Source organism: Echinicola jeungdonensis, assembly GCF_030409905.1.
Taxonomy (GTDB): Bacteria; Bacteroidota; Bacteroidia; order Cytophagales; family Cyclobacteriaceae; genus Echinicola; species Echinicola jeungdonensis.
The window spans coordinates 1,138,600-1,163,634 of record NZ_JAUFQT010000001.1 but is presented as its reverse complement, the minus strand read 5'-3'; the positions used below and the strand labels follow the sequence as shown (position 1 = coordinate 1,163,634).

Here is a 25,035-nt window from a genome sequence, read left to right as displayed (position 1 = left end):
GAAATTAGTTTATTTAACTTCTGCAAGCATTTTTTCTCCTTTGGCGATAGCATCATCAATGTTACCCACCAAGTTGAAAGCGGCTTCAGGGAGGTGATCCAGTTCACCGTCCATGATCATGTTAAAGCCTTTGATGGTGTCTTTGATATCCACCAATACACCTTTCAGACCGGTAAACTGTTCAGCAACGTGGAAAGGCTGAGAAAGGAATCTCTGCACCCTTCTGGCACGGTGAACAACCAATTTATCTTCTTCAGACAATTCTTCCATACCCAAGATGGCAATGATATCCTGAAGTTCTTTATATCGCTGAAGTAATTCTTTTACCCTTGTCGCACAGTCATAGTGCTCATTGCCCAGGATTCCTGGCTCAAGGATTCTGGAAGTAGAATCCAAAGGATCCACTGCAGGGTAAATACCCAATTCGGCAATTTTACGGGAAAGTACTGTAGTAGCATCCAAGTGGGCAAAGGTGGTTGCCGGGGCTGGGTCAGTCAAGTCATCCGCAGGTACGTAAACGGCCTGTACGGAAGTAATGGAACCATTCTTGGTAGAAGTGATTCGCTCCTGCATGGCACCCATTTCAGTGGCCAAAGTTGGCTGGTAACCCACAGCTGAAGGCATACGTCCAAGAAGGGCGGATACCTCAGAACCTGCCTGAGTAAATCGGAAGATGTTATCGATAAAGAATAGGATATCTTTACCGGCGCCTTCTCCTTCACCATCACGGTAATATTCAGCAAGTGTAAGACCGGTCAGGGCGACTCTGGCACGGGCACCAGGAGGCTCATTCATCTGACCGAATACGAATGTTGCTTTTGAATCTTTTAATTTATTGAGGTCCACTTTAGAAAGATCCCATCCCCCTTCTTTTTCAAGGGATTCTAGGAAGTCATCACCGTAAGTTACAATGCCTGACTCGATCATCTCTCTAAGAAGGTCATTTCCTTCACGGGTTCTTTCTCCAACCCCTGCAAATACAGAAAGACCAGAATATGCTTTGGCGATATTGTTGATCAACTCCTGGATCAATACGGTTTTACCTACACCGGCACCACCAAAGAGACCAATTTTACCCCCTTTGGCATAAGGTTCGATAAGGTCGATAACTTTGATCCCTGTAAAAAGCACTTCTTGGGAAGTGGAAAGATCTTCAAATTTAGGAGCAGATCGGTGGATAGGAAGTTTACTTTGCGATTCCACTTGGGGAAGGCCGTCAATTGTATCCCCTACCACATTGAACAAACGCCCTTTGATTCCCTCTCCAGTGGGAACAGATATAGGAGTACCCAAGTCGGTAACTTCCATACCTCTCATCATTCCTTCAGAGGAATCCATTGCGATTGTTCTTACTCTGTCTTCACCAAGGTGTTGCTGGACCTCCAGAACTACCTTTTGGCCGGTTTCCTTAGTGATTTCTAGTGCGTCCAGGATATTCGGTAATTTCCCCCCTTCGAAGGAGATATCCACTACGGGACCAATTACCTGAGTTATCTTACCAGTATTCGCCATTTTTATATGTTAATGTAAAAGGAATTTGTGCGTTTCTGTTATTCGACTGCAAAATTAACTAATAATGCTTAATACCAAAGTATGTTTTAAAAATTAATCCACTTTAGGTCAATTTTTTATAAATAAAAAAGGAAGTTTTCAAGAGATATCCTGTTTCTCCGGATTTTAACCGCCAGTGAATTGTTTTGTATTTTTCCTTTTCCTCCTATTAAGGCACTTTTTATTGGCTACTTCCTAAAGTCTTTACCTGCTTTTCAATGGATTGTTGAAAACATTATTTTTCCGACAAATTGACAACAATATTTTCTAGAATATTCTTCTGGCCCTAACCAGTTTATTGAACCAATAGGTGGAAAACAGGTTGTCCTCCGTTACTCCCAATGAGGAGCTGGAATGTATAAACTGAGTCCTTTTTTTATTGGCCTCCGTGATTATTCCAGCATGGGTGACCCTGTTTTTTCTTCTTCCTGTGGCAAAAAACACCACATCCCCTTCTTCCAATTTTTTAATGGAAACTTTTTTCCCCACTTTGCTTTGTGCTGCTGAAGTTCTTGGTAAGCTTACCCCGATACTTTGGAAGGAAAGGTACAAAAGGGCTGAACAATCCAACCCTGACCGAGTGGTACCCCCATATCTATAGGGAGTTCCCCGATAGGACATGGCCGTTTTAACTACCTGTTTGGCTTGGCTTTTCCTAATTCTTTTGGAAGAAGAACAAGAGCTTAATGCAATAAGAGCCAAAAGAATTAAGGGGATAAAAAATTTTCGAAAATGTTGTGCTAGTCCTAATTGCATTTTAATGAAAGAATTTTGAATCAATTATACCAAAGTAATGGAATTGAATCAATATTTAAACACAAAGATTGCGTAACTAAAGTTGTGGGGGCTGGATGAATAAAAATTATTTGAAAATAATAAAACCAGGAAATTTGAAGTTATAGCTTTAGGTTTATAGTTTTATAACTTGGTTTTGGCAATGGCTTAGTTGTCAGCAGGGAAATGGAAAGGAAGAGTAATGGTTAGGGAAGATTTTATAAAATTACCTTTGCATAAAAAAATCAATAAGCTCTACACAGAAGGAACCTTTGTGGTAGGGATAAGATACTATGGCCATAAAGTAAATCTCTACTTGCTGGAAAATGAATACATAGAAGTTTTTTATAACCACAAATTGGATAAAATCGATAAAATTGATTTTTTAAACCACGCCCATACCAGGATGAAATTTTACCTGGATCAGATCAATATGGAGATTTAGGGTTTTTAGAAGCCACGAATTTTCAAGAATTAATTTTGATTGAAATCCCCTATTCAAATTGTTTTTATTCAGGATTGAAGGAAGAAAATCAAAATCTGAAAAATTGATGTGGCCTAAGGGCTAGAAATGAATTACTCTGGAGCACCGTTGCGCACCATTTTCAGGGATATGATAGGGAAAAGAATAAAGGGCAGGGACCCCTATCTTCCTCCCTTAAGGCTTTAGGAATTCTTTAAATCAAGGACCTGTCTGCCCTCAGGTAGATTCAACAAATCCCCTGAAGCAATAGAATATCAGGGGTTGAAATCGAAATTAGGTAAGTATATTTTGGGAATAAATTTAATAACTACTTTTAAACTGATAGTTCTAAAAGTAACTTCTCATGGATGTCCAAAACCTGGGGGATCAGCATTTTATTTTCTTTATTTCGAATAATATAATCCGCCATTTTATTTTTCTTTTCATCAGCATATTGGCGGTCAATGATGGCGTTTACCTGCTCCTCTGTCCGGTGCGGGTCCCGGAATAGTATTCTGTTCATGCGGATTTTTAATGGAGAACTGACATGAATAACCTTATCCAGTTCCTTGTAGGAACCTGATTCAAATAAAAGAGCCGCTTCCTTAAGGACATAGGGGCTTTTTTGTTGTGCAGCCCAATCTTGGAAATCTCTTTTCACGGCTGGGTGTACCAGGTCATTGATGATTTTAGTTTTTTCCAAATCTGAAAAAACCTCTCCAGCCAAAAAAGGTTTGTTAAGCTTCCCGTTTTCCAAATAGGAATTGTTGCCAAATGCATTCTTGATGCCGGAAATTAAGTTATTATCATTTTCCATCAACCATTTGGCTCTTTCATCTGCGTAATAAATGGGAATGCCTAACGTGTTAAAAATTTTTGCAGCGGTACTCTTTCCTGCTCCAATTCCTCCGGTAATGCCGACCAGGATAGGGGTGTTTTTAGTCATATTTCAATTTAAAAGTATTGGGTTCAATTTCAATGCCTTCGATGAATTCAGGGATGTTTTTTAATTCAATAGAAATGGTGCTGTCCATTTTATTTCTATTGTCATAATCCAAAATCCCTTCCATTTGAATCTCTTGGAGATCGCTAACTCTTCTTTCGTCAACCCGGTAATTCATAATAACGGAATTGACTTCCCTTAACAAGGAAACATTGGGAGGGAAGTTTATTTGGTTGATTTTCAGTCTTTTGTTTCCCTTTAGGAATTCCACAACGTCAAATGTTACCCTAACACTGGCATGGTTAGTGGTCAAATAATCCCTAAGGTTTTCCGGGAAGATAATGGGGATATTTTCATCGAAGTTTTGGCTAATTGATTCTTTGTCCAATTGGATGTAAATACGGTCACCCAGCTCCTCCAGCATAGAGGAAGGTCCTAATATTTCTATTTGACTGGGGTTGATATGAATGGGGGAAGCCAGCTTAAAATTAGGGGCCAATTGGGTGGATGAAGTGTCCAGGGTGATCTGGATTTCTTTTGAGACAATCCGGTCAAAGTTAAACTTTAAGGTATCGGTTAGGATAGCCTGGAGTTTCGTTGGTGCCAATACCTCTGCAAGGCTTCTTTTGATGGTGGAAGCCAAAAGGTAATTCTGGCTGGCTGGATTACCCAATTCTATGGTAAATGGAGTCACATTAAACTTAAAATACTTTCTGAGGATGTCCCAGCCATCTCCATTGATTTCCACACGTACCTCGGTTGGGAGCTTTTCAATAGCCATAAATTCTTCCTTATTGTATTGGAATTCAATAGGGTAATTGACCACAGAAACATAGTTGTCCTTATTGAGGGCGTTTAAAACCCAAAAAGTGGTGGCTGCTAAAACGCAAAGGGCCACCACTTTGATATCAGATGTTTTCTGTTTGGAAAGCGATTTAATGTAATTCCGTATGGTACTCAACATTCCATTATTTTGTTCCGCTGGATTTTTTGGAATATTCTGCGGAGATAGCAGATTTTTCTACTTTTATTTTCATGCCTCTATCCAGTTCAAGGATGACAGCATCACCTTCAATGCTGCTGATTTTTCCATGGATTCCACCTATGGTTACAACCTGATCTCCTTTTTTAATATTTTGAATGAAATTTTTGGCATCCTTTTGTTTTTTTTGCTGTGGTCGGATCATAAAAAAGTACATAATTAATATGATCGAACCAAAAAGGAATACCTGGCCTAAAATTCCAGTGCCACCGGCACCATTTGCTTGTAATAAAATCGAATTAATCATCATTATTTTTTAACGGGTCCCTCTACTGAGGTTGTGTTGGTTTTAGTATTAGTATTTACGTTTCCTTTTAGTCTAAGTCTTGTAATGCTTGGGGAGGTGTTGGCCGTAATGGTCACCATAGGACTTTGTGCACCAGATTTTGAGGCAGAGTTAAAGCTGACTTTTACATACCCTTCCTCTCCGGGGGCTACGGGTTCCTTGGACCAATCAGGGGTGGTACAGCCACATGAAGCTTGGATATTAGAAATCACCAAAGGTGCCTCGCCAATATTTTTGAATTTGAAATTATGCTGGATTTTGTCTCCCTGGCTTATGGTGCCGAAATCAAATACCGTTTCCTCAAATTTAAATTCCCCCAAATTAGCAGGGTCGATTTTTTTTGCACTTTGGACGTTGACTGGCTGGCTTTTTTGACTTTCTTCCAGTTGGGTGATCTTTTTCTCCAGCTCTTCGATTTTCTCTTTGTTTTTGCTGTTATCACAGCCCATAACAAAAAGAGAACCTGCAAGGATGATTGCAGGTAAACTTAAATACTTCATATGTAGGTATGCAGTTAGTTTTTCCCTTTGTTGATTTGATCGATTAATTTATTTACATCACTCAAAAGGTTTTCAGCTTTGCTTTTAGCTTCTGATATTACCTTTTTGCCTTCTGATCTGGCTTCATTCATGGGAAGATCCTTCCCTTCCACTAAATCTTTGACCAAATCTTCCAAATCGTTTTTATATCTTGAAAGTTGGTAGGATAACCTATCCCTGGTATTGTTGCCAGAATCAGGCGCAAATAAAACACCAAATGCAGCGCCTACTCCGGCGCCCAATACAAAAGCTAAAATTGAATTACTTTGTTTGCTCATAATAAAATTCGATTTATTTGTTATCTAAAAGACCCCTGCCACTCTTACGGATTTTCCCTTGATCGGTTAGCTCTTTTGCTAAAACATCCAAGAGACCATTGACAAATTGTTTACTCTTTGGAGTACTGTAAGTTTTTGAAATGTCAATATACTCATTGATGGTTACTTTTACAGGAATACTCGGGAAAAAAGTCATTTCGGCAAGGGCCATGGAAATAATGATTTTATCTGTTGATGCTATCCGTTCAATATCCCAATTTTTGGTCTTTTCCGCAATTAATTTCCTGTTTTCTTCATCGTTTTCGATAGTTAAATTAAAGATATTTTGGAAAAATTCCTTGTCTTCTTCCCAGTTTATCGCAATTTCAGGTAGTTCATAATCTTCTGCTCCGCTGCATTCCTTTGCATTTTTAAGCATTTTTAATGCCAAACTTCGAACAACTGCCTTATTCTCGGACCAACTGAGGTCTTTTTCAGCAAAATAACTTAAAATGGCTTCGTTCTTAAAGAGAACCTTTTTAGTGATATCAGTGAGGATGTCCAGGTCTTGCTCCAGGCTGGGCTGGTTCAATTGGATGTATTGCTGATACGGCTCAAATGGCTTAACATATTCCCGGTACCATTCTTGAATTTCCAATTCCAGTTCTTCAGTACTTGCCTGTTGGCGGGTAGTTTCATTGGTAAAGGCAGGTGATTTCCGGATAAGGTCCAAAACTTGGTTTTGGGCCAGGTTGAGCTCACCAGAAGTGCCGGATATGGCTTCTTGATTTAATTTTCTCTTTTTTTCGTATTCATTCCCTACGTGGTCAGCAAAGCCAATTAGGATCTGGATTACATTGAGATATAAATGAGGGATGTTTTCTGCCGCAGAAACCATGTTTTTGCGAAGAAATTCCAGGTCTTTTTGATTGTTTTGGTGAAAAAGATTTACTGCCTTGATGGCAGTGGATTTTATTTTGGTGGAATGATCCCCTGAGGCTATTAATTCTTTATGGTTCAGGTTTTTTGAGAACAGGGCTACTGCTGTTTTGGCCTCATCTTTAAGTTTTGATTTATCCTGCACTTCCATGCTATCCAAATCAGGCTGGAAGGAATCATGTATGAAATCCTTTGCCAGGTTTAAATTTGATGATTTACATTGCTGGAATGCATATAGGTTTTGAAAAGCCTTAACTCGGAGTATTCGTCTGTTTAACATTATTGCCGGAATATAAAGAACGTTCTGTTAGAATTAATTAAGCGATGGTTAGAAGTTTTGGTGATTTCACCGCTTTCCAGCCCCAAAGTTATATAATAAAAAAACCAAATGCACGGATTTTAAGCTCCATTCCATTTGGTTTTTAATCTTTTATTGAACTAATGAGAAAGTTTTACCTTTCCGATTTGCTGTACTCTGTTCCATGCAATCTCAATGGCAGCTTGTTGGGTGGGGATTTTTTCCTTTTCTGATTTGTTAAGAATCGCCAGGCAGGTGTCGTATATTTTTTCTGCCTGCTGGTAAGCCAAATCCCTGTTGTATTTGCCCAGGTACTCTGCGTAAACATTGATCAGGCCACCTGCATTGATCAAAAAATCAGGAGCATAGAGAATCCCTTTTTTGAGCAGAAGCTTTCCATGTTTTTCCTCACTGTCCAGTTGGTTATTGGCAGCTCCAGCTACCACCTGACACTGGAGTCTCTCTAAGGTATCATCATTCAATGTCGCTCCCAAGGCGCATGGGGCATAAATGTCCATGTCAATATCATAGAAACCTTCTGAGCTGACAGTCTTGGCTCCTGTTTTCTGGGCTACTTTTTGAAGCCTTTCTTCATCGATATCCGTAACAAATACTTTAGCATCTTCTTTGACCAAGTATTGGATCAAATGACTTCCAACCTGCCCTACTCCCTGAACTGCAATCTTTTTTCCGCAAAGGGAATCAGAGCCAAAGGCTTTTTTGGCAGCTGCTTTCATGCCTAAATAGGTGCCAAAAGCGGTCACTGGACTTGGGTCACCGCCTCCCCCCTTGACTTCCGGAAGCCCGGTAACATGGGATGTTTCCATGGCAATATATTCCATGTCACGGGTGTTCATATTGACATCCTCTGCAGTAGTATACCTGCCCCCCAAACTTTCTATAAATCGCCCAAAACGACGAAGAAAAGCTTCATTTTTTTGTCGGGGATGGCCTATAATTACCGCTTTCCCTCCTCCAATATTCAAACCTGAAATGGCTGCTTTAAAGGTCATTCCTCTTGATAATCTCAGGACATCTGTAATAGCCTCTGATTCCGATTGGTAGGGCCACATCCGAGTGCCTCCCAATGCAGGTCCCAAAACGGTATTATGGATTCCAATTATGGCCTTCAGGCCAGTAGCCTCATCATAACAGATCACCAATTGTTCATGACCCAAAGATGTAATTTGGCCGTATATGGATCCCTCCTGGACTTTTTCCTTGGTTTTAATCTCTAACATATGAACTTTGCCGATTAGATTATGTTATATTTGGGCACCTTATTTGGTTAATGGAGTGTTCAGAATTAAATACTTTTGAACCCCGCCTCTTAACTAAGTAAACGATTATTATAAAAGAAAACAAGGGAAATAAAAAGTTTTATTTTGTGAGTCCGCTTTGGAGATTAAATAAATACCTCTATAAATATAAGGGATATCTGTTGTTGGGAATTCTGTTTACCATCATTTCCAACATATTCGTAATGGTTCCTGCCCAGCTGGTGCGAGTGGCAATAGATTATGTGGTTGAAAGCTTCAGTTTTTACCAAATGTTTGAAAATGGGGGAGCCAGTGAAATCATCAAAGAAGCATTTCTGGAGTTTATTTTTGTTTTCGGGATTTTAATCCTGGCCATGGCCTTATTGCGAGGATTCTTCCTTTTTTTGATCCGGCAAACCATCATAGTGATGTCCCGTCTGATAGAATATGACCTCAAAAATGAAATCTTTGATCACTATCAAAATTTACCCCTAAGTTTTTATAGAAAGAACAGCACAGGGGATTTGATGGCCAGAATTACCGAGGATGTTAGCCGGGTGAGGATGTATTTTGGACCTGCTATGATGTATGGAATCAACCTGGTGGTGCTTTTTCCTTTGGTAATAGGGTACATGTTAACCGTAAATGTTCCATTGACCATATATTCCCTTTTGCCGCTTCCAGTACTGTCCTTGAGTATTTATTTTGTTAATAACCTGATCAATGTGCGATCAGAAAAAATTCAAAGAAGCCTTTCTGGATTGAGTACTTTTGTTCAGGAATCTTTTTCAGGAATCAGGGTATTGAAAGCCTTTGTCCGTGAGGATGACAGTGGAAAAGATTTTCAAAAAGCTAGTGATGATTATAAGGATAAATCCATAGACCTTACCAGGGTTCAGGCACTTTTTTTCCCTTTGATAATGGGACTTATTGGAGTAAGTACCATTGTTACGGTTTATGTTGGAGGGATACAAGTTATAGAAGGAGCCATTGGATATGGAGTGATCGCAGAATTTATTCTTTATGTGAATATGCTTACCTGGCCGGTAACTTCTTTGGGTTGGGTGACCAGTATTGTCCAAAGGGCGGCTGCTTCCCAAGCCAGGATCAATGAGTTTTTGGATGAGAAAAATGACATTGTCAGCAAAGATAATTTGGAACAAGAATTGGTTGGGGATGTGGAAGTTCAAAATTTATCATTCAAATATCCTGATTCTGGTATCCAGGCCTTGAAAAATGTCAGTTTTAGCATTCCTGCAGGGCAATCCCTAGCGATCATTGGAACCACAGGATCGGGTAAATCTACCATTGCCAATTTAATGACAAGAATGTATGATGCATCGGAAGGTAGAATCCTGATTGATAACAAGGATATTAGGTCTTTTAATATTTCACTATTGAGAAAACAAATAGGGTATGTCCCCCAAGATGTTTTCCTTTTCAGTGACTCTATTGCTAATAATATTGGGTTTGGACTGGATGGTATACCCCAAGGGGTCGTGGAAAAAGCCGCGAAGGATGCTGATGTTTACCAGAATATTCTTGATTTCCCCAAAGGGTTTGAAACCAGATTGGGAGAAAGGGGGATTACCTTATCCGGTGGCCAAAAGCAAAGGGTCTCCATTGCCCGCGCTATTGCTAAAAACCCCAAAATTTTGTTATTGGATGACTGTTTATCTGCGGTGGATACCAAAACGGAAAATGTAATTCTCAATGCCCTGAAAAACATCATGGAAGGTCGAACATCCATCATTATTTCCCACAGGGTTTCATCAGCAAAACTGGCTGATAAGATCATCGTATTGGATGATGGAGTATTAGTGGAGGAAGGGTCTCATGATTTGCTTATGGACCAGAAAGGGGTATATGCAGAACTCTACGAGAAACAAACCAAATCTAAAGAGACATCCTCAGATGTGGGTTGATAGCCCCAGAAATGTGACTGCAAACCACAAGGGTGTCAAAAAATAAACATTAGAAACCGGGTTAAAAAAGCAAGGAGGTTTCTATTATCAAGAGATTTAAACCGAGTTTTGTGCTCCAAGAGCGGTTAAAAGTTTGTTTTTTCAGGAAAAAACTCAAATACCAACTACTTCGAATGCAAAATAATAACAGCAATCACCAATTGCTTTCATAATTCCTTTTGGGCTTGTTTATTTTTCCACCCCCAAATTGTATTCCCATGCCAATACTAAGGAAATCTGTAATGTTTTTTCCTGTAAAGTGGTAAGTAGTATTTAAACGGAACTTACCTGCTATAAGCCCTATTCGGGGTGCCAGGCCAAAATGCACTGAATTATTCCTTCTTGTAATAACTGTACCATCATCATTGTCCACGATCTCGTAGTCGCTTCTTCGGTACATGCCGGCCATAAAGCCAAGAAAGGGCCTTACATTTTCCTTATTAAAATGGTATTCAGTAATAAATGAAAGATTACTGATGGCCTGAGCTTTGATCGTTGCCTCGGTATTATTAAAAATAAAATCACCTTCTCCAATGATATTACTCGCTATGTTTAAACCGATGTGGAACTGGTCGTTAATGCCATAACGTGGCTCAACAAATAAGCCTCCTCCCGCAGCCAGTTTGGAATCTGAAGGAAAGGTTAGGTTGATACCTACATCGACCTTAAATGGTTTGAATACCCTGGTTGTGTCCTGTGCTGAGGAAAGCCCAAAGGTAATCAGCAGGAAAAAAAATGGGAGGACAAGTAACTTTTTGTTTTTCATATAGGGATTAAACCATTAGGAGTTGGGCTAAGTTCAATATTTAATCTGGGAAAATTAATTTCAGGCAATTTCTTTGCAAAAGAAATTGCCTGACTTTTATCTAAGTTAACTTTTTTGTATTCAAATAATTATGGGTTGGTGGCGATTTTTTATCCTAACCTGGATTCGGTTAATTAATGATGAATTAAGGATACTACCCTCTTCAACCCATGGGTATAATTACCCCATCGGGATGCCTTTGGTATGGCACTAACTTTATGCTTGAGGCAGGATATGAGAGGTGAAAAGGGCCTGCAATCGCCATAATAAATGAAATTCCCACAGCTTTCTACTCCAAAATCTTTTCACTAAACCTGAGGAGTGCCTTTCTTTAATCCTTGGGATCGATAAAAATATTGTATGGTAGGCTAAGGGGCCAATTTGATTTATTATTTAAATCCCCAGAGGTAAAGGAGGATCCTTTTTTGGAGAATAGATGTGTTATTTAACTCTCTGGTTGATATGAATTTAAATTCCGCTGTGAATTTAATTGGTGGAGGAAAGGGCATAAAAAAAGTGCCCAAACAGCTTAGGCACTTTTTCCAATAAAACAATCTATCATTTAATAATTTTAACTTCCGCACATTTCGCAGTCATCTGGGTTGTCCAAAGAACAAGCTATGGCATCCTGGTTTTGGGATTTTTGTTGTTCTCCGGAAGGTTGTGGTGCGGAGCTTTCCAGATTGGACTTGTCCACCGTAAACTGAATGGCGCTGGTTGCAGCTTTGGATCTCAAGTAGTACATGCCGGTTTTGAGCCCTTTTTTCCAAGCATAGAAATGCATGGAAGTCAGTTTACCAAAGTTAGGCTCCTGCATGAAGATGTTCATACTTTGGGACTGACAAATATAAGCACCTCTGTCAGCCGCCATATTGATGACTACCTTTTGGGAAATTTCCCAAACAGTTTTATAAAGGTCTTTGATATTTTGAGGAACCTCAGGGAAATCCTGGATAGAACCATTGGCAGCAATCAACCTGTTTTTCATATTGTCATTCCAAAGCCCAAGCCTGATCAAGTCTTTCATCAGGTGCTTGTTGACTACTACAAATTCTCCAGAAAGGGTTCTTCTTGTATAGATATTGGAAGTATAAGGCTCAAAGCACTCATTGTTACCCAAAATTTGTGAGGTGGATGCAGTTGGCATAGGAGCTACTAATAAGGAGTTCCTGACACCATATTTGGATACTTTTTGTTTCAGTTCATCCCAGGCCCATCTTCCTGATTTTGGAGATACGCCCCACAGGTCAAACTGGAATTGGCCTTTGGAAACCGGTGAGCCTTCATAAGTTTCATAAGTACCTTGAACTTTAGCCAGCTCCATGGAAGTTTCCATGGATGCATAATAAATGGTTTCAAAAATATCCTTGTTCAGGCCTCTGGCTTCCTCAGAGTCAAAAGGCATTCTCAGCATGATAAAAGCATCAGCCAAACCTTGAACCCCAATTCCAATAGGACGGTGTCTGAAATTGGATCTTCTTGCCTCTTCTACTGGGTAGTAGTTGATGTCGATGACCTTATTCAGGTTTTTGGTGACCACCTTGGTGATTTCATACAGTTTTTGGTGGTCAAAGTACTTTTTGCCCTGGCCATCAGTCTGTACGAATTTAGGAAGCGCTATGGAAGCTAAGTTACATACCGCCACTTCATCAGAAGAGGTGTACTCCATGATCTCGGTACACAAGTTGGAAGACTTGATGGTACCCAGGTTTTGCTGATTGGATTTTTTATTGGCAGCATCCTTATAAAGCATATAAGGGGTGCCAGTTTCGATCTGGGATTCTAAAACCTCAAACCACAATTCCTGAGCCTTGACCGTTTCTCTCGCCCTTCCTTCCTTTTCGTATTTTTCATAAAGTTTTTCGAATTCCTCTCCATAGCAATCGGAAAGCCCTGGAGCTTCATTGGGGCAGAAAAGAGACCATTCTTCATTGGCTTCTACCCGTTTCATAAAGAGGTCTGAAATCCAGAGGGCATAAAAGAGATCCCTTGCACGCATTTCTTCTTTTCCGTGGTTCTTTTTCAGTTCAAGGAAATCCTTGATATCTGCATGCCAGGGCTCCAGGTAAATGGCAAAACTTCCCTTTCTTTTTCCACCTCCCTGATCGACATATCTGGCTGTCATGTCAAAATTTCTAAGCATAGGTACAATTCCATTGGACACCCCATTAGTGCCACGGATATACGAGCCCTTTGCCCTAACGTGGTGTATGGAAAGTCCAATGCCTCCTGCAGATTGGGAGATTTTAGCACATTGCTTCAAGGTATCATAAATACCATCAATACTATCCTCCTTCATGTTGAGTAAGAAGCAGGAAGACAATTGAGGTTTAGGCGTACCCGCATTGAAAAGAGTAGGGGTGGCATGGGTAAACCATTTTTCGGAAAGATAGTTATAGGTTTCGATGGCCGAATCGATATCTTCCTTGTGAATTCCAATGGCAACCCTCATGAGCATGTGTTGAGGTCTTTCCACCACTTTATCATCAAGCTTGATCAGGTAACTTTTTTCCAAGGTTTTGAACCCGAAGAAATCATAATTAAAATCTCTGGAGTATTCAATTACCTCATCCAGTCTGGCAGCATGTTTTTTGACGATTCCGTATACATCAGGGGCAATCAAAGCAGCATTGTCTCCAGTTTTTGGGTTTACATAAGTGTAAAGCCGCTTCATGGTATTGGAGAAAGACTTACTTGTAGTCTTGTGCAAATTGGAAATAGCGATCCTTGCAGCAAGAATGGCGTATTCCGGGTGCTTTACGGTCATAGAAGCACATACTTCCGCTGCCAGATTGTCCAGTTCGGAAGTGGTCACACCATCATAAAGACCATCAATCACCTTTTTAGCTACCTCGATGGGTTGGATATAACGGGAATCCAGGCCATCACAAAGGTTTTCAATCCTTAATGTGATTTTGTCGAATCTTACCGATTCTCTACGGCCATCTCTTTTAATTACTAACATGCTCTTTTAGGTTTAGGTGGAGAAAGAAATTTTAAAAATCCTCTTCTACAGAGAACTTGGCGGAATCAGATGAATCTTTACCCTTCATTACGCCTGCTTTTTGATAGTCTCCCACTCTTTTTTCAAAAAAGTTGGTTTTGCCTTGCAGGGAAATCATGTCCATAAAGTCAAAAGGATTAGTACTGTTCCAAACTTTTTCACAGCCTAATTCCACCAAAAGCCTGTCGGCTACAAACTCAATATATTGACACATAAGATCTGCATTCATTCCAATCAATCTTACCGGAAGTGCATCAGTTACGAATTCCTTTTCAATAGTCACAGCATCCTGTATAATTTCAGATACGGTTTCTTTGGGAAGTTGATTGGCCACATGGTTGTTGTAAAGGTGGCAGGCAAAATCACAGTGCAGGCCTTCATCTCTGGAGATCAGCTCGTTGGAGAAGGTCAAGCCTGGCATTAAACCTCTTTTCTTTAACCAGAATATTGAGCAGAAAGACCCGGAGAAGAAAATACCTTCAACTGCAGCAAAGGCAATCAGCCTTTCCTGAAAGTTTCCTTTGTCGATCCATCTCAATGCCCATTCGGCTTTTTTCTTGACACAATCCAAATGTTCGATGGCGTTGAAAAGTTTATCCCTTTCCGCAGCATCTTTGATATAAGTGTCAATCAACAAGCTGTAAGTTTCAGAGTGGATGTTTTCCATAGCAATCTGAAACCCATAGAAGAATTTTGCCTCTGTGTATTGAACTTCTGCAACAAAGTGTTCCGCCAGGTTTTCATTGACGATTCCGTCACTGGCAGCAAAGAAGGCCAAGACATGAGAAATAAAGTGCCGTTCCCCATCAGCCAAGCTTTTCCAGTCTTTCAGATCCTGGCTTAGGTCAATTTCTTCTGCTGTCCAGAAACTGGCTTCTGCTTTTTTATAGAATTCCCAGATATCATCATGTTGGATTGGGAAAAGTACAAATCGGCTATTGTCTCCTTGTTCTAATATGGGTTCTGGTTTCTGCATCACTTATGTTTTATTTGTTTTTAACTTCTATAGGTTCTTTGGCTTCCTTCTATAAACACTTTGTAGGGTGAAATGGTTAGTGGTTATTCATATTTTCTCGAAGAGCCTCTGAACAAATATCCTTAACAATTTTTAAAAACAAAATCGCATACATCCCAAAATAGCCAAAAATTGACCGATAGTCAAAAATGATGTAAGTGACTGTAAAAAAGATTGTAATAATATTTTAGTTAAAGTGATACTTTTATTTTTATCCCTCAAAACAGGCGGGTTAAAGTTTTTTGAAAAAAATTAAAAAAAAAATTCAAACCTAAATTCAAGACAAAATTGACCGATGGTCAAGTTTTGGTGAGTGGTGCAAAATGCTTGATTTCAGAAGGTTATTGCCCATTTTGGCCTTGGGATGTTGGAATATGTATTCAACTGATTGATTCTCAAATTGTAAAAATACACAAGCAAAAATGGATAAATTTTCTTTAAAATTTAATGGGCAGCCAACATTTGGTAAATCATTAAAAGGGAATTGTGGCAAGCAGATAGAAATTTCTTTTACTTTTTTAATATTTGTAACCTTAAGGTTGAATAGAGGGACCTAATAAGTAGGTGGTTTTTACTTTAATTTAGGAGGCCAGAGAGGATTAACTACTAGGATTTTTAATTTATTTTTGGGCAGGTTTTTTACTTATCAAAAAGGTGTTTATATTTGCACCTCAAATTTCGATAAAAGTTCTTATATGTACGCAATAGTTAACATAGCAGGAAAGCAGTTCAAAGTAACAAAAGATCAATATGTCTATGCTCCTAAATTGCAAGGCGATATTGACGCTTCCGTTGAGTTCGATGAAGTACTGTTGGCAGAAAATGACGGTACAGTATCGGTAGGCGCCCCAACCGTAGATGGCGCTAAGGTATCAGGTAAAATTCTTGATCATGTAAAAGGTGACAAGGTAATCGTCTTCAAGAAGAAAAGAAGAAAAGGTTACAAAAAGAAAAATGGTCACAGACAAGAATTCACCAAATTACTAATTGAAGATATTAAACTATAAGGTTTTCTTTTAGATAACCCTAAAACATTTAAAGTTATGGCTCACAAGAAAGGTGTCGGTAGTTCCAAAAACGGTAGAGAATCCCATAGTAAAAGACTAGGTATTAAAAAGTTCGGTGGTGAAGCTGTTGTTGCCGGAAATATCCTTGTTAGACAAAGAGGGACAAAACATCATCCAGGTGATAATGTGAAGCTTGGAAAAGATCACACTATTTTTGCTACCGTGGATGGTAATGTAAAATTCAGGAAAAAGCATGATGGTAGATCTTATGTAAGCGTAATTCCCGCTGAAGCATAAGGTTTAAAGATAATTGATAAAAAAAGGCTGTCTCATTTATTTGAGCCAGCCTTTTTTGTTTTTTAAGGTTAATGGAAATCTTGGTTGGTCACTAGTCGACAGAGCTGGCCTTTCGAATAAGGGGATTTGCAATAATAGTTTTCAAATAAATTTTGAGTTTCTCATACGGTTAGATTTGTTCAACCCCCAAAGGGGTTGGTGTGCATTCCAGGTTAAAGCTTCCACAGGTATTACCCAGGGTTATTGCAGTTGAAGCCTTGGCAGGCTTCTTTTAGAGATTAATTTTTTTGCAAATTTTTATGATAAGCCTCCTAGGCCGGCTCCACTAAGGTGGTCCCTTGTCGGCAAAGCTGATCCTGGTTTGCCGACAAGGGACCTTTAGAATTCAAGGGATTTGCAATCCCCAACCCCCCTCTCAATTTTTTTGAAAAAACTGTCTTCTAATACTTTCCTTTAATTCCCCATCTATCCATTCCCATGAAACCACAGGAAAGTAAATATTCAGCATTTAGTAATTTTAAATACTGAGAATAAATAGTCAGCAACAGGGCTGCGTGAATTTTATTAAATATGATGCGATCTATACAATATTTTATGGGCCTGGCCATTTTGATTGGTCTGGCAAGTGCCTGTTCAGGTAGCAAAAGTGAATCAGGAGAAAATGCCAAAAAGGAGGCCTCCAGAGAAATTACAGATGAGGTAATGGAGGAAGTTTATGAAGAAATCAAAACTCCTTATAAATACGGACTTGTAAAAGTTCCGCCCAGCAATGACCTCAAAATGGATTGCCCCAGCATCTTCAAGAAAGATGGCAAATGGTACATGACCTACCTGATATATGGAGGAAGAGGTTATGAAACCTATTTGGCAGAAAGTAATGATCTTTTGCACTGGGAAGATAAAGGTAAAATCATGTCCTTTTCTGATACCACTGATTGGGATATGAACCAAAAAGCAGGTTACATCGCCTTGCAGGATATGGAATGGGGAGGTAGCTATGAGCTGAATAAGTATGATGACAAATACTGGATGAGTTATTTTGGCGGAAACTCAAGAGGTTATGAAGCAGGAATCCTTTCCATTGGTATGGCTTATACCGAAAAAGATCCAACTACTGCCCATGAATGGGAAAGACTGGAAGAACCAGTGCTGACACCAACGGAAGAAAGCGCCCGTTGGTATGACAACAGTACCATGTATAAGAATTCAGTAATTCGTGATAAGGAGGAATACACCGGACATCCATTTATCATGTATTACAATGCCAGGGGAGACAGTATCAATCCAGGTAAAGGGGCCGAAAGAATTGCCATGGCTGTTTCTGATGATATGAAAAACTGGGAACGATATGGTGATGGTCCTTTGATCAATCACCACAAGGGAATATCCGGTGATGCCTATATCCAAAAAATGAATGGCCTTTATGTGATGTTTTACTTTGGAGCATTTTGGCCGGACAGGGAAGGTGATGGTGCATTTAACCGATTTGCTGTTTCCAATAACCTGATTGATTGGGTAGACTGGGAAGGTGAAGACCTGATCCAGCCTTCTGAAGATTATGATGCTGTATTTGCCCATAAATCTTTCGTAGTCAAGCATGATGGCGTGGTTTATCATTATTACTGTGCGGTAAACGAAAAGCACCAAAGGGGCATTGCCGTTGCTACTTCTAAAGATTTAGGAAAAAGCGAATTGACTTTTATCAGGCATGAGGAATAAGCAGATTCAAATTGCTTTGGCATTTTGGGCTGGCATTTTGGGCAGTATTTTGCCGCTGTCAGCCCAAACTGTCACAGGGGACCCGGCTGCTGTACCTGAAAAGCCGGTGAAATATCATTTTGCCCCTTGGGAAAATCCCCTGGTGACGAGCATCAACAGGGAACCTGCCCGGGCCACTGCTTATTCTTTCAAAAGTCTAGAGGATGCCCTGGAAGGGGATAGGGAAACCAGCCGGATCCTTATGCTCAATGGCGATTGGGACTTTCAGTTTTCCCAAAACCTATATGAAGCACCCAAGGATTTTTATCAATCCAGGGTTCAAGGCTGGGATAAAATCGAGGTTCCCTCCAATTGGGAATTGAAAGGCTATGATAAGCCCATCTATAAAAGTGCGGTTTATCCTTTTAGGCCCATCAATCCCCCTTATGTTCCTGATGACTATAATGGGGTTGGTTCCTATCAAAGGACTTTTGAAGTACCTGCCAATTGGGAGGAAATGAATGTCACCCTTCATTTTGGGGCGGTAAGTTCTTCCTTTCAGGTTTGGCTCAACGGAGAGTTTGTAGGCTATGGGGAAGACAGTTTTTTGCCTTCCGAGTTTAATATCAGTCCTTACCTTAAAAAAGGTAAAAATGTCCTTTCTGTCCAGGTCCTTCGCTGGAGCGATGCTTCCTATTTGGAAGACCAGGACCACTGGCGATTAAGCGGAATCCAACGGGAAGTCTTCCTGATGGCTGAACCTCAACTGCGGATTTTTGATTTCCATTGGCAGGCGGAGCTGGATGAAGAATACAAGGATGCCACCTTTAGCCTCCGGCCAAAAATAGAAAACCTGACCGGGGAAAGGGTGCCTGATAGCCAACTTAAAGTTCAACTTTTTGACCAGGAGAATAATCCTGTTTTTGATAAGCCTTTGACCAAAGAGGTGGAGGAAATTCTGAATGAAAGTTATCCCCGCTTGGACAATGTGAAATTTGGCCTTTTTGAAAAAGAAGTGAAGTCTCCGCATTTATGGAGCGACGAGCATCCTTACCTCTATACCCTGGTGTTAAGTTTGGAGGATGTATCCGGAAAGATTTTAGAAGCAAAAAGTTGTAAAGTGGGTTTCAGGTCCATTGAATTTGCTGAAGATGATAGCAAACTTTTGATCAATGGAAAGGAAACCTATATATATGGTATCAACCGACATGATCACCATCCGGTAAGGGGCAAGGCCCTCACCAGGAAGGATATTGAAGAAGATGTAAAAACCATCAAGCAATTTAACTTTAATACGATCAGGACCAGTCACTATCCTAATGATCCATATTTGTATGAATTATGTGATGAATATGGGATTTTGGTCATCGATGAGGCCAACCATGAAACCCATGGGATAGGAGGGAAACTCAGCAATGACACCCAGTGGACACATGCCTTTATGGAAAGGGTTACCCGCATGGTGCAAAGGGATAAAAACCATCCCAGCATTATTTTCTGGAGCCTCGGAAATGAAGCCGGCCGTGGCCCCAACCATGCAGCAATGGCCGAATGGATTCATGACTTTGACATTACCCGTCCCGTGCATTATGAACCTGCACAGGGAAATCACAGGGTAGATGGCTATATCCCACCCAACCATCCCGATTACCCTAAAGACCATTCGCACAGGATTCAGGTGCCTACCGACCAACCTTATGTGGATATGGTTAGCCGGTTTTATCCCGGAATATTTACCCCTGAGTTACTGGTCAATCAACATGCCGATAATAGGCCAATTGTCTTTATCGAATATTCCCATTCCATGGGCAACAGCACTGGAAATATGAAGGAGCTGTGGGACAAGTTCCGCTCTCTTCCCCAAGTGATTGGAGGCTGTATTTGGGATTTTAAAGATCAGGCATTGTTGAAGACCAACGAGGATGGGGAGGAATTTTACGCTTATGGTGGTGACTTTGGAGAGGAGCTCCATGATGGAAATTTCTGTATCAATGGAATTGTTGCCGCAGATGGAAGGCCCAAATCCGCCATCTATGAATGCAAATGGGTGTATCAACCTGCCGAAATGACCCTGGTGGATACAACAGCATTCAAAGTGAAAATTCTGAATAGACATGCGGATAAGTCTTTGGAAGGTTATCAATTGAACCTGGAGATATTGGAGGAAGGAAAAATTATGGATATCCGTAATTTGGGAAATCTGGAGCTGAAAGCCGGCAAGGACAGTGTTTTGAACCTAAATGAATATTTCGAGGAAAAAGTGAAAGGAAAAGAATACCTGGCCAATCTTACTTTCACCTTGCCAGAGGATCAATTATGGGCCAAACAAGGTCATGTGATTGCCCAACAGCAGTTTCGACTACAACCAGGGAGTGCTCCTGAAGTAATAAAAGGAGATGGAACTTTGGTTTTGGAAGAAGAGGGGAATTCCATTTTGGTGAAAGGTGAAGATTTCCAGATAGGTTTTGGAAAGGATAATGGCAGCCTTCTGAGTTATTTGGTGGAAGGTGAGGAGCAGGTTTATAGTCCATTGATGCCCTTATTTACCCGGCCATTGACTGATAATGACCGAAAAGGCTGGAAACCTCATGAAAAGCTAAAAGAGTGGTATGAAGCGGAGCCTAAATTGACTGACTTGAAATCTTCCAAATTGGAAGATGGAGCAGTAAAGATAAAAAGCCAATATTCCCTGGTCCAAGGAAAGGCAATGGTGGACATTAATTACACCGTTTACCCCTCAGGCCAGGTCAAAGTGGATTATACCTTGATTCCACTTTATGACATGCCCAATATTCCAAAAGTGGGCATGTCAATGGGCATTAAAAGAGAATATGATCAGATCACCTGGTATGGCAGAGGACCCGTAGAAAATTATATAGATAAGAACCACGGCTTTTTGGCGGGGATTTACAGCCAGCCAATAGAAAAGTTTATGGAGCCTTATGTTATGCCCCAAGAAAACGGCAACCGTACGGATGTTCGCTGGATGGAATTGACTACCCCTGATAAAAAGGATGGAATTACCATTACCGCAGACAGTCTTTTGAGCATGAGTGCCTGGCCTTATACCGAAGAAAATATCAATGAAGCCAAGCATACTTATGAATTGGAAGATGCAGGTTTCATTACCGTCAATATTGATCTAATTCAAATGGGGGTGGGCGGTAATGACAGTTGGTCAGAAGTTGCAGCACCACTGGAGCAATATCAAATCCCAGCCAAACCTTACCGCTATACGTTTTATTTGGAAATCAAATAACTGGAAAGAACAAAGCATCAAGAGTAAAGAATAAAGAGGGAAATAGCTCTCGTTATTTTCTCAAAGCTTATAGCCCTCGTTTCAAACGAGGGCTATTTTCTAAAAACGTCTAAAGTCTAATTTCTCACATCTCATATCTAAAAATATGGCCCGCAGTAATCTTTTGATTTTTCTATTAGTAGGAACCCTTTTGATATCCTGTCAAAAGCAGGGACAGGAGTCTCAAATGGATACCTTTGAACCTAGCTATGAAAGTTCACAGCCCTGGGTTTATTGGTACTGGATGTATTCCACCTATTCCAAAGAGGGGATTACAGCAGACCTTGAGGCAATGAAAGAAGCAGGCATTGCCGGGGCATTTTTGATGTCCATCAAAGGTCCAGCTGATCCACCATTGACCGACAGCCCTGTTTTACAAGGTTCTGAGGAATGGTGGGAGATGGTCCGGCATGCAATGGAGGAAGCTGACCGCTTGGATTTAAGATTGGCCATGCATGCTTGCGATGGCTTTGCTGTTGCCGGTGGCCCCTGGATTACCCCCGATATTTCCATGCAAAAAGTGGTTTGGTCCGATACCTTGGTTCAGGGAGGAAAAAGCTTAAACCTGGATTTGGCCCAACCCGAAAGCTATAAAGATTATTACAAGGATTTGGCGGTATTTGCCTATCCTGTAAAGTCGGGGTTTGAGGTCAATTCTGCAGAAAAGCAGCCCATGGTGAGCAGCAGTTTGGATGAAGAGGAATTGGACTTTTTATTGGTGGATCAGGAAAATGACAAACGTTTTGGGACCAATGATGAGGCTTGGATCCAATATGCATTTGATGAGCCATTTACTTGCAGATCCATTCGTATCAAAACCAGTGGAAACAGCTATCAGGCCCACAGGCTTAAAATTACGGTAAGTGATGATGGTAAAAACTTCCGGGAAGTGACCCGGTTGAAACCACCCCGCCATGGTTGGCAGGATTGGGATTATGGGTATACCCACAGCATTCCTGTTACCACTGCTAAATATTTCCGCTTTATCTATGACAAAGAAGGAACGGAACCCGGCGCGGAAGATTTGGATGCAGCCAAGTGGAAGCCTTCTTTAAAAGTCAAAACCATTACCCTTTCTTCCAGTCCCAAAATCAATCAATATGAGGGAAAGTCTGCGGCAGTTTGGAGAATCAGTGAAAGGGCCGATAAAGAATTATTGCCTGAAGGAACTTGTATCTCTAGGGATGAAATGGTCAATGTGTCCGAATTTATGGATGAAAATGGACAATTAAACTGGGAAGCTCCTGAGGGAAAATGGAAAATCATGCGTTTTGGTTACACCTCAACCGGACATACCAATTATACCGGTGGCGGTGCCAAAGGACTGGAAGTGGATAAGTTCAATGCAGAAGCGGTGAAGCTACAATTTGACGAATGGTTTGGGGAGGCCATCAGAACTGCTGGACCGGAAATGGCAGAGAAGGTGCTCAAGATTTTTCACATCGACAGCTGGGAAGCAGGTAGCCAAAATTGGTCCCCTGTTTTCCGGGAAGAATTCAAGAAGAGAAGGGGCTATGATATTTTGCCCTACCTACCCTTGATGGCCGGGGTTCCCATGGTGGATGCAACAACTTCCGAAAAGGTGCTTTATGATTTGCGGAAGACCATTTCTGAATTGATCATGGACAATTTCTTTGGCACCTTAAAAGAGGAGGTGGAGAAAAACGGTATGAAATTCAGCTCTGAAAATGTGGCCCCTACTATGGTGAGTCATGGTATTGAGCATTTCAAATACATCGATTATCCTTCCGGGGAATTTTGGCTCAACAGCCCAACGCATGACAAACCCAATGATATGCGGGATGCCATTTCCGGAGGCCATATTTATGGAAAACAGATCATCCAGGCAGAGGCCTTTACCCAATTGCGTATGGATTGGGATGAATATCCAGGCATGTTAAAAACCCTGGGAGACCGGAATTACGCTTTGGGAATCAACCGCTTTTTTTACCATGTTTTTGTACACAACCCTTGGCTGGATAGAAAGCCAGGCATGACCCTGGATGGTATTGGGCTTTATTTCCAAAGAGATCAAACCTGGTGGGAGCCTGGAAGAGCCTGGGTGGATTATGCCCAACGCACCCAATACCAACTTCAAAAGGGAAAACCAGTGGTGGATATTGCAGTTTTTTCAGGGGAAGAACTTCCCAGCCGTTCCGTTTTGCCGGAGAGATTGGTGCCGTTTTTACCAGGAATTGTTGGTGAAGAAAGGGTGAAGGCCGAAAGGATCCGATGGGAAAATCAAGGGCAGCCTACAAGGGTGATTCCCGCAGGGGTAAAACATTCGGCTAATATGGCGGATGCGGAGGATTGGACAGATCCATTGAGGGGTTATCATTATGACTCCTTTAGTGCTGATGCCTTATTACGATTGGCTGAGGTAAAAGAGGGGAAAGTGGTCTTCCCCGGAGGGGCAAGCTATTCCGTATTGGTTTTCCCTGGAAGCAGAAAAATGAACCCCAGTGGGGAGTTGATGTCAGTGGAGGTAGCCCAGAGGATATTGGAATTGGTCAAAGCAGGTGCTACTGTATTGGTAGATGAAAAGCCAACAGAAACCTGGGGGATGGAAAGCAGTGCAGAAGACTTGGCCCAATTCACAGATGAATTATGGGCTGGGTATTCAGCAAATGCCGACACCAAACCGCAAATCAAAAGCTGGAAAGTGGGTAAAGGAAAAGTGGTGCAATTGCCCTATGAACAAAGTACTTTTGAAGCTTTGGGGATTTCTCCGGATGTAATTGCCAGGGATAAAGAAGGAAATCGAAATGAAGACTTAGCCTTTGCCCATAGAAAAAGTGCAGAAGAAGAGGTCTATTTTATTTCCAATCAAAAAGAAATTGAAAGAGAACTGGAATTATCATTCAGGCTAAGCGGAAGGAAACCTGTTTTTTATGATCCTGTTTGGGATAGAGAATATCCAGTAAATAACTGGAAAATGGAATCAGGAAGAACTATTATTCCTGTAAAACTTCCTGCAAATGGTTCCTTATTTGTGATATTCAAAGAGGAAACAGAACAGAAAGAAAAAGAAGAAGGTACCAATTGGCCGGAATATGAAGTGCTAAGCGAAATTGAAGGTGGATGGACTGTTTCTTTTGATTCTGCCCAAAGAGGCCCTCAAAACCCCATCAAGATGACAGCTCTCCAGGACTGGAGCCAGCATTCCAATGACAGTGTGAAGTATTATTCCGGTACAGCAGCTTATTCCACCACTTTTGACTGGATAGGGGATAAGGACAGTGAAATTTGGCTTCATTTAGGAAAAGTGGCCAATATTGCCTCGGTAAAAGTGAATGATAAGCCTTGTGGCGTGGCCTGGACTTTCCCATATCAGGTAGATATTTCCAAGGCACTTAGAGAAGGAGAAAATAAATTGGAAATTAGGGTGACCAATACCTGGGCCAACCGCATCATTGGGGATTTGAAGTTACCCCAAGATCAAAGGTTTACCCAGACCATTGCCGATTTGGATAGGATGGAAGGCAGAGAACCCCTGGAAGCCGGTTTGTTGGGGCCTGTGAGGATTTTGGAAAAGGAGGGTGATTGAGCCCAATATTAATGACCTTAGTTTTGTTTGGGCAAAGACAATGCCTGGT

19 protein-coding genes are annotated in these 25,035 nt (G+C 40.9%); 7 read left to right on the top strand and 12 right to left on the bottom strand.

What is annotated here, in order from left to right; translation table 11 throughout:
- Positions 1 to 9: 9 nt before the first annotated feature.
- Together atpD and QWY93_RS04935 are read right to left on the bottom strand one after the other, a co-directional pair.
- The gene (gene atpD, locus QWY93_RS04940) at positions 10 to 1,512 is read right to left on the bottom strand and encodes a F0F1 ATP synthase subunit beta (RefSeq protein ID WP_290247065.1); all 1,503 of its coding nucleotides are present in this window, start codon (positions 1,510 to 1,512) and stop codon (positions 10 to 12) included.
- Positions 1,513 to 1,818: 306 nt separating this feature from the next.
- Entirely contained in the window at positions 1,819 to 2,307 is a 489-nt protein-coding gene (locus QWY93_RS04935; RefSeq protein WP_290247064.1) for a C40 family peptidase, read from the bottom strand.
- Positions 2,308 to 2,527: 220 nt separating this feature from the next.
- Here QWY93_RS04935 and QWY93_RS04930 point away from each other — a divergent pair, with 220 nt between their 5' ends.
- Positions 2,528 to 2,770 (top strand): hypothetical protein, encoded by a 243-nt coding sequence (locus QWY93_RS04930; RefSeq protein ID WP_290247063.1) that lies wholly within the window; start codon positions 2,528 to 2,530, stop codon positions 2,768 to 2,770.
- Between the two features lie 352 nt (positions 2,771 to 3,122).
- Here the strand turns inward: QWY93_RS04930 and coaE are convergent, their stop codons facing one another.
- The 7 genes from coaE to QWY93_RS04895 form a co-directional block, all read right to left on the bottom strand.
- Entirely contained in the window at positions 3,123 to 3,734 is a 612-nt protein-coding gene (gene coaE, locus QWY93_RS04925) for a dephospho-CoA kinase (RefSeq protein ID WP_290247062.1), read from the bottom strand.
- Positions 3,727 to 4,695 (bottom strand): YbbR-like domain-containing protein, encoded by a 969-nt coding sequence (locus tag QWY93_RS04920; protein ID WP_290247061.1) that lies wholly within the window; start codon positions 4,693 to 4,695, stop codon positions 3,727 to 3,729. The genes coaE and QWY93_RS04920 overlap by 8 nt, the downstream gene beginning before the upstream one ends.
- Before the next feature lie 4 nt (positions 4,696 to 4,699).
- Positions 4,700 to 5,020, bottom strand: a complete 321-nt coding sequence (gene yajC, locus QWY93_RS04915; protein ID WP_290248825.1) for a preprotein translocase subunit YajC — start codon at positions 5,018 to 5,020, stop codon at positions 4,700 to 4,702.
- Positions 5,021 to 5,022: 2 nt separating this feature from the next.
- A complete protein-coding gene (locus tag QWY93_RS04910; protein ID WP_290247060.1) occupies positions 5,023 to 5,559 on the bottom strand; it encodes a DUF1573 domain-containing protein in 537 nt (178 codons plus the stop codon).
- Between the two features lie 14 nt (positions 5,560 to 5,573).
- On the bottom strand, positions 5,574 to 5,876 hold the full coding sequence (locus QWY93_RS04905) for a YtxH domain-containing protein (RefSeq protein ID WP_290247059.1): 303 nt from the start codon (positions 5,874 to 5,876) through the stop codon (positions 5,574 to 5,576).
- Between the two features lie 13 nt (positions 5,877 to 5,889).
- The gene (gene nusB, locus QWY93_RS04900; RefSeq protein ID WP_290247058.1) at positions 5,890 to 7,074 is read right to left on the bottom strand and encodes a transcription antitermination factor NusB; all 1,185 of its coding nucleotides are present in this window, start codon (positions 7,072 to 7,074) and stop codon (positions 5,890 to 5,892) included.
- Positions 7,075 to 7,232: 158 nt separating this feature from the next.
- Positions 7,233 to 8,333 (bottom strand): Glu/Leu/Phe/Val dehydrogenase dimerization domain-containing protein, encoded by a 1,101-nt coding sequence (locus QWY93_RS04895; RefSeq protein ID WP_290247057.1) that lies wholly within the window; start codon positions 8,331 to 8,333, stop codon positions 7,233 to 7,235.
- A 146-nt stretch (positions 8,334 to 8,479) separates the two neighbouring features.
- Between QWY93_RS04895 and QWY93_RS04890 the strand changes: the two genes are divergently transcribed.
- Positions 8,480 to 10,276, top strand: coding sequence for an ABC transporter ATP-binding protein (locus tag QWY93_RS04890; protein WP_290247056.1), 1,797 nt, complete (start codon positions 8,480 to 8,482; stop codon positions 10,274 to 10,276).
- A 193-nt stretch (positions 10,277 to 10,469) separates the two neighbouring features.
- On the opposite strand, the gene QWY93_RS04885 is transcribed toward QWY93_RS04890, so the two are convergent.
- The 3 genes from QWY93_RS04885 to QWY93_RS04875 all read right to left on the bottom strand — a co-directional run bounded on the left by QWY93_RS04885 (position 10,470) and on the right by QWY93_RS04875 (position 15,100).
- Entirely contained in the window at positions 10,470 to 11,081 is a 612-nt protein-coding gene (locus tag QWY93_RS04885) for a hypothetical protein (protein ID WP_290247055.1), read from the bottom strand.
- Between the two features lie 610 nt (positions 11,082 to 11,691).
- Positions 11,692 to 14,085 carry a ribonucleoside-diphosphate reductase subunit alpha gene (locus tag QWY93_RS04880; protein WP_290247054.1) on the bottom strand — a complete coding sequence of 798 codons (2,394 nt, stop codon included), beginning with the start codon at positions 14,083 to 14,085 and terminating at the stop codon, positions 11,692 to 11,694.
- A gap of 31 nt (positions 14,086 to 14,116) precedes the next feature.
- Entirely contained in the window at positions 14,117 to 15,100 is a 984-nt protein-coding gene (locus tag QWY93_RS04875; protein ID WP_290247053.1) for a ribonucleotide-diphosphate reductase subunit beta, read from the bottom strand.
- 734 nt (positions 15,101 to 15,834) lie between these two features.
- On the opposite strand from QWY93_RS04875, the gene rplU reads away from it, so the two are divergent.
- The 5 genes from rplU to QWY93_RS04850 all read left to right on the top strand — a co-directional run bounded on the left by rplU (position 15,835) and on the right by QWY93_RS04850 (position 24,986).
- Complete coding sequence (gene rplU / locus QWY93_RS04870; protein WP_290247052.1) at positions 15,835 to 16,146, top strand: 50S ribosomal protein L21; 312 nt, start codon at positions 15,835 to 15,837, stop codon at positions 16,144 to 16,146.
- Between the two features lie 36 nt (positions 16,147 to 16,182).
- A complete protein-coding gene (gene rpmA / locus QWY93_RS04865; RefSeq protein WP_290247051.1) occupies positions 16,183 to 16,443 on the top strand; it encodes a 50S ribosomal protein L27 in 261 nt (86 codons plus the stop codon).
- A 570-nt stretch (positions 16,444 to 17,013) separates the two neighbouring features.
- The gene (locus QWY93_RS04860; protein WP_290247050.1) at positions 17,014 to 18,162 is read left to right on the top strand and encodes a glycoside hydrolase family protein; all 1,149 of its coding nucleotides are present in this window, start codon (positions 17,014 to 17,016) and stop codon (positions 18,160 to 18,162) included.
- Positions 18,152 to 21,400: a glycoside hydrolase family 2 TIM barrel-domain containing protein gene (locus QWY93_RS04855; protein WP_290247049.1), complete on the top strand. Its 3,249-nt coding sequence runs from the start codon at positions 18,152 to 18,154 to the stop codon at positions 21,398 to 21,400. Before QWY93_RS04860 ends, QWY93_RS04855 begins: the two co-directional genes overlap by 11 nt.
- A gap of 145 nt (positions 21,401 to 21,545) precedes the next feature.
- On the top strand, positions 21,546 to 24,986 hold the full coding sequence (locus QWY93_RS04850) for a glycosyl hydrolase (RefSeq protein ID WP_290247048.1): 3,441 nt from the start codon (positions 21,546 to 21,548) through the stop codon (positions 24,984 to 24,986).
- The last annotated feature ends 49 nt before the right edge of the window (positions 24,987 to 25,035 follow it).

Coding starts and splice junctions, on each gene's coding strand:
- atpD (WP_290247065.1), bottom strand. CDS start 1,512: ATGGCGAATACTGGTAAGATAACTCAGGTAATTGGTCCCGTAGTGGAT.
- QWY93_RS04935 (WP_290247064.1), bottom strand. CDS start 2,307: ATGCAATTAGGACTAGCACAACATTTTCGAAAATTTTTTATCCCCTTA.
- QWY93_RS04930 (WP_290247063.1), top strand. CDS start 2,528: ATGGTTAGGGAAGATTTTATAAAATTACCTTTGCATAAAAAAATCAAT.
- coaE (WP_290247062.1), bottom strand. CDS start 3,734: ATGACTAAAAACACCCCTATCCTGGTCGGCATTACCGGAGGAATTGGA.
- QWY93_RS04920 (WP_290247061.1), bottom strand. CDS start 4,695: ATGTTGAGTACCATACGGAATTACATTAAATCGCTTTCCAAACAGAAA.
- yajC (WP_290248825.1), bottom strand. CDS start 5,020: ATGATTAATTCGATTTTATTACAAGCAAATGGTGCCGGTGGCACTGGA.
- QWY93_RS04910 (WP_290247060.1), bottom strand. CDS start 5,559: ATGAAGTATTTAAGTTTACCTGCAATCATCCTTGCAGGTTCTCTTTTT.
- QWY93_RS04905 (WP_290247059.1), bottom strand. CDS start 5,876: ATGAGCAAACAAAGTAATTCAATTTTAGCTTTTGTATTGGGCGCCGGA.
- nusB (WP_290247058.1), bottom strand. CDS start 7,074: ATGTTAAACAGACGAATACTCCGAGTTAAGGCTTTTCAAAACCTATAT.
- QWY93_RS04895 (WP_290247057.1), bottom strand. CDS start 8,333: ATGTTAGAGATTAAAACCAAGGAAAAAGTCCAGGAGGGATCCATATAC.
- QWY93_RS04885 (WP_290247055.1), bottom strand. CDS start 11,081: ATGAAAAACAAAAAGTTACTTGTCCTCCCATTTTTTTTCCTGCTGATT.
- QWY93_RS04880 (WP_290247054.1), bottom strand. CDS start 14,085: ATGTTAGTAATTAAAAGAGATGGCCGTAGAGAATCGGTAAGATTCGAC.
- QWY93_RS04875 (WP_290247053.1), bottom strand. CDS start 15,100: ATGCAGAAACCAGAACCCATATTAGAACAAGGAGACAATAGCCGATTT.
- rplU (WP_290247052.1), top strand. CDS start 15,835: ATGTACGCAATAGTTAACATAGCAGGAAAGCAGTTCAAAGTAACAAAA.
- rpmA (WP_290247051.1), top strand. CDS start 16,183: ATGGCTCACAAGAAAGGTGTCGGTAGTTCCAAAAACGGTAGAGAATCC.
- QWY93_RS04860 (WP_290247050.1), top strand. CDS start 17,014: ATGATGCGATCTATACAATATTTTATGGGCCTGGCCATTTTGATTGGT.
- QWY93_RS04855 (WP_290247049.1), top strand. CDS start 18,152: ATGAGGAATAAGCAGATTCAAATTGCTTTGGCATTTTGGGCTGGCATT.
- QWY93_RS04850 (WP_290247048.1), top strand. CDS start 21,546: ATGGCCCGCAGTAATCTTTTGATTTTTCTATTAGTAGGAACCCTTTTG.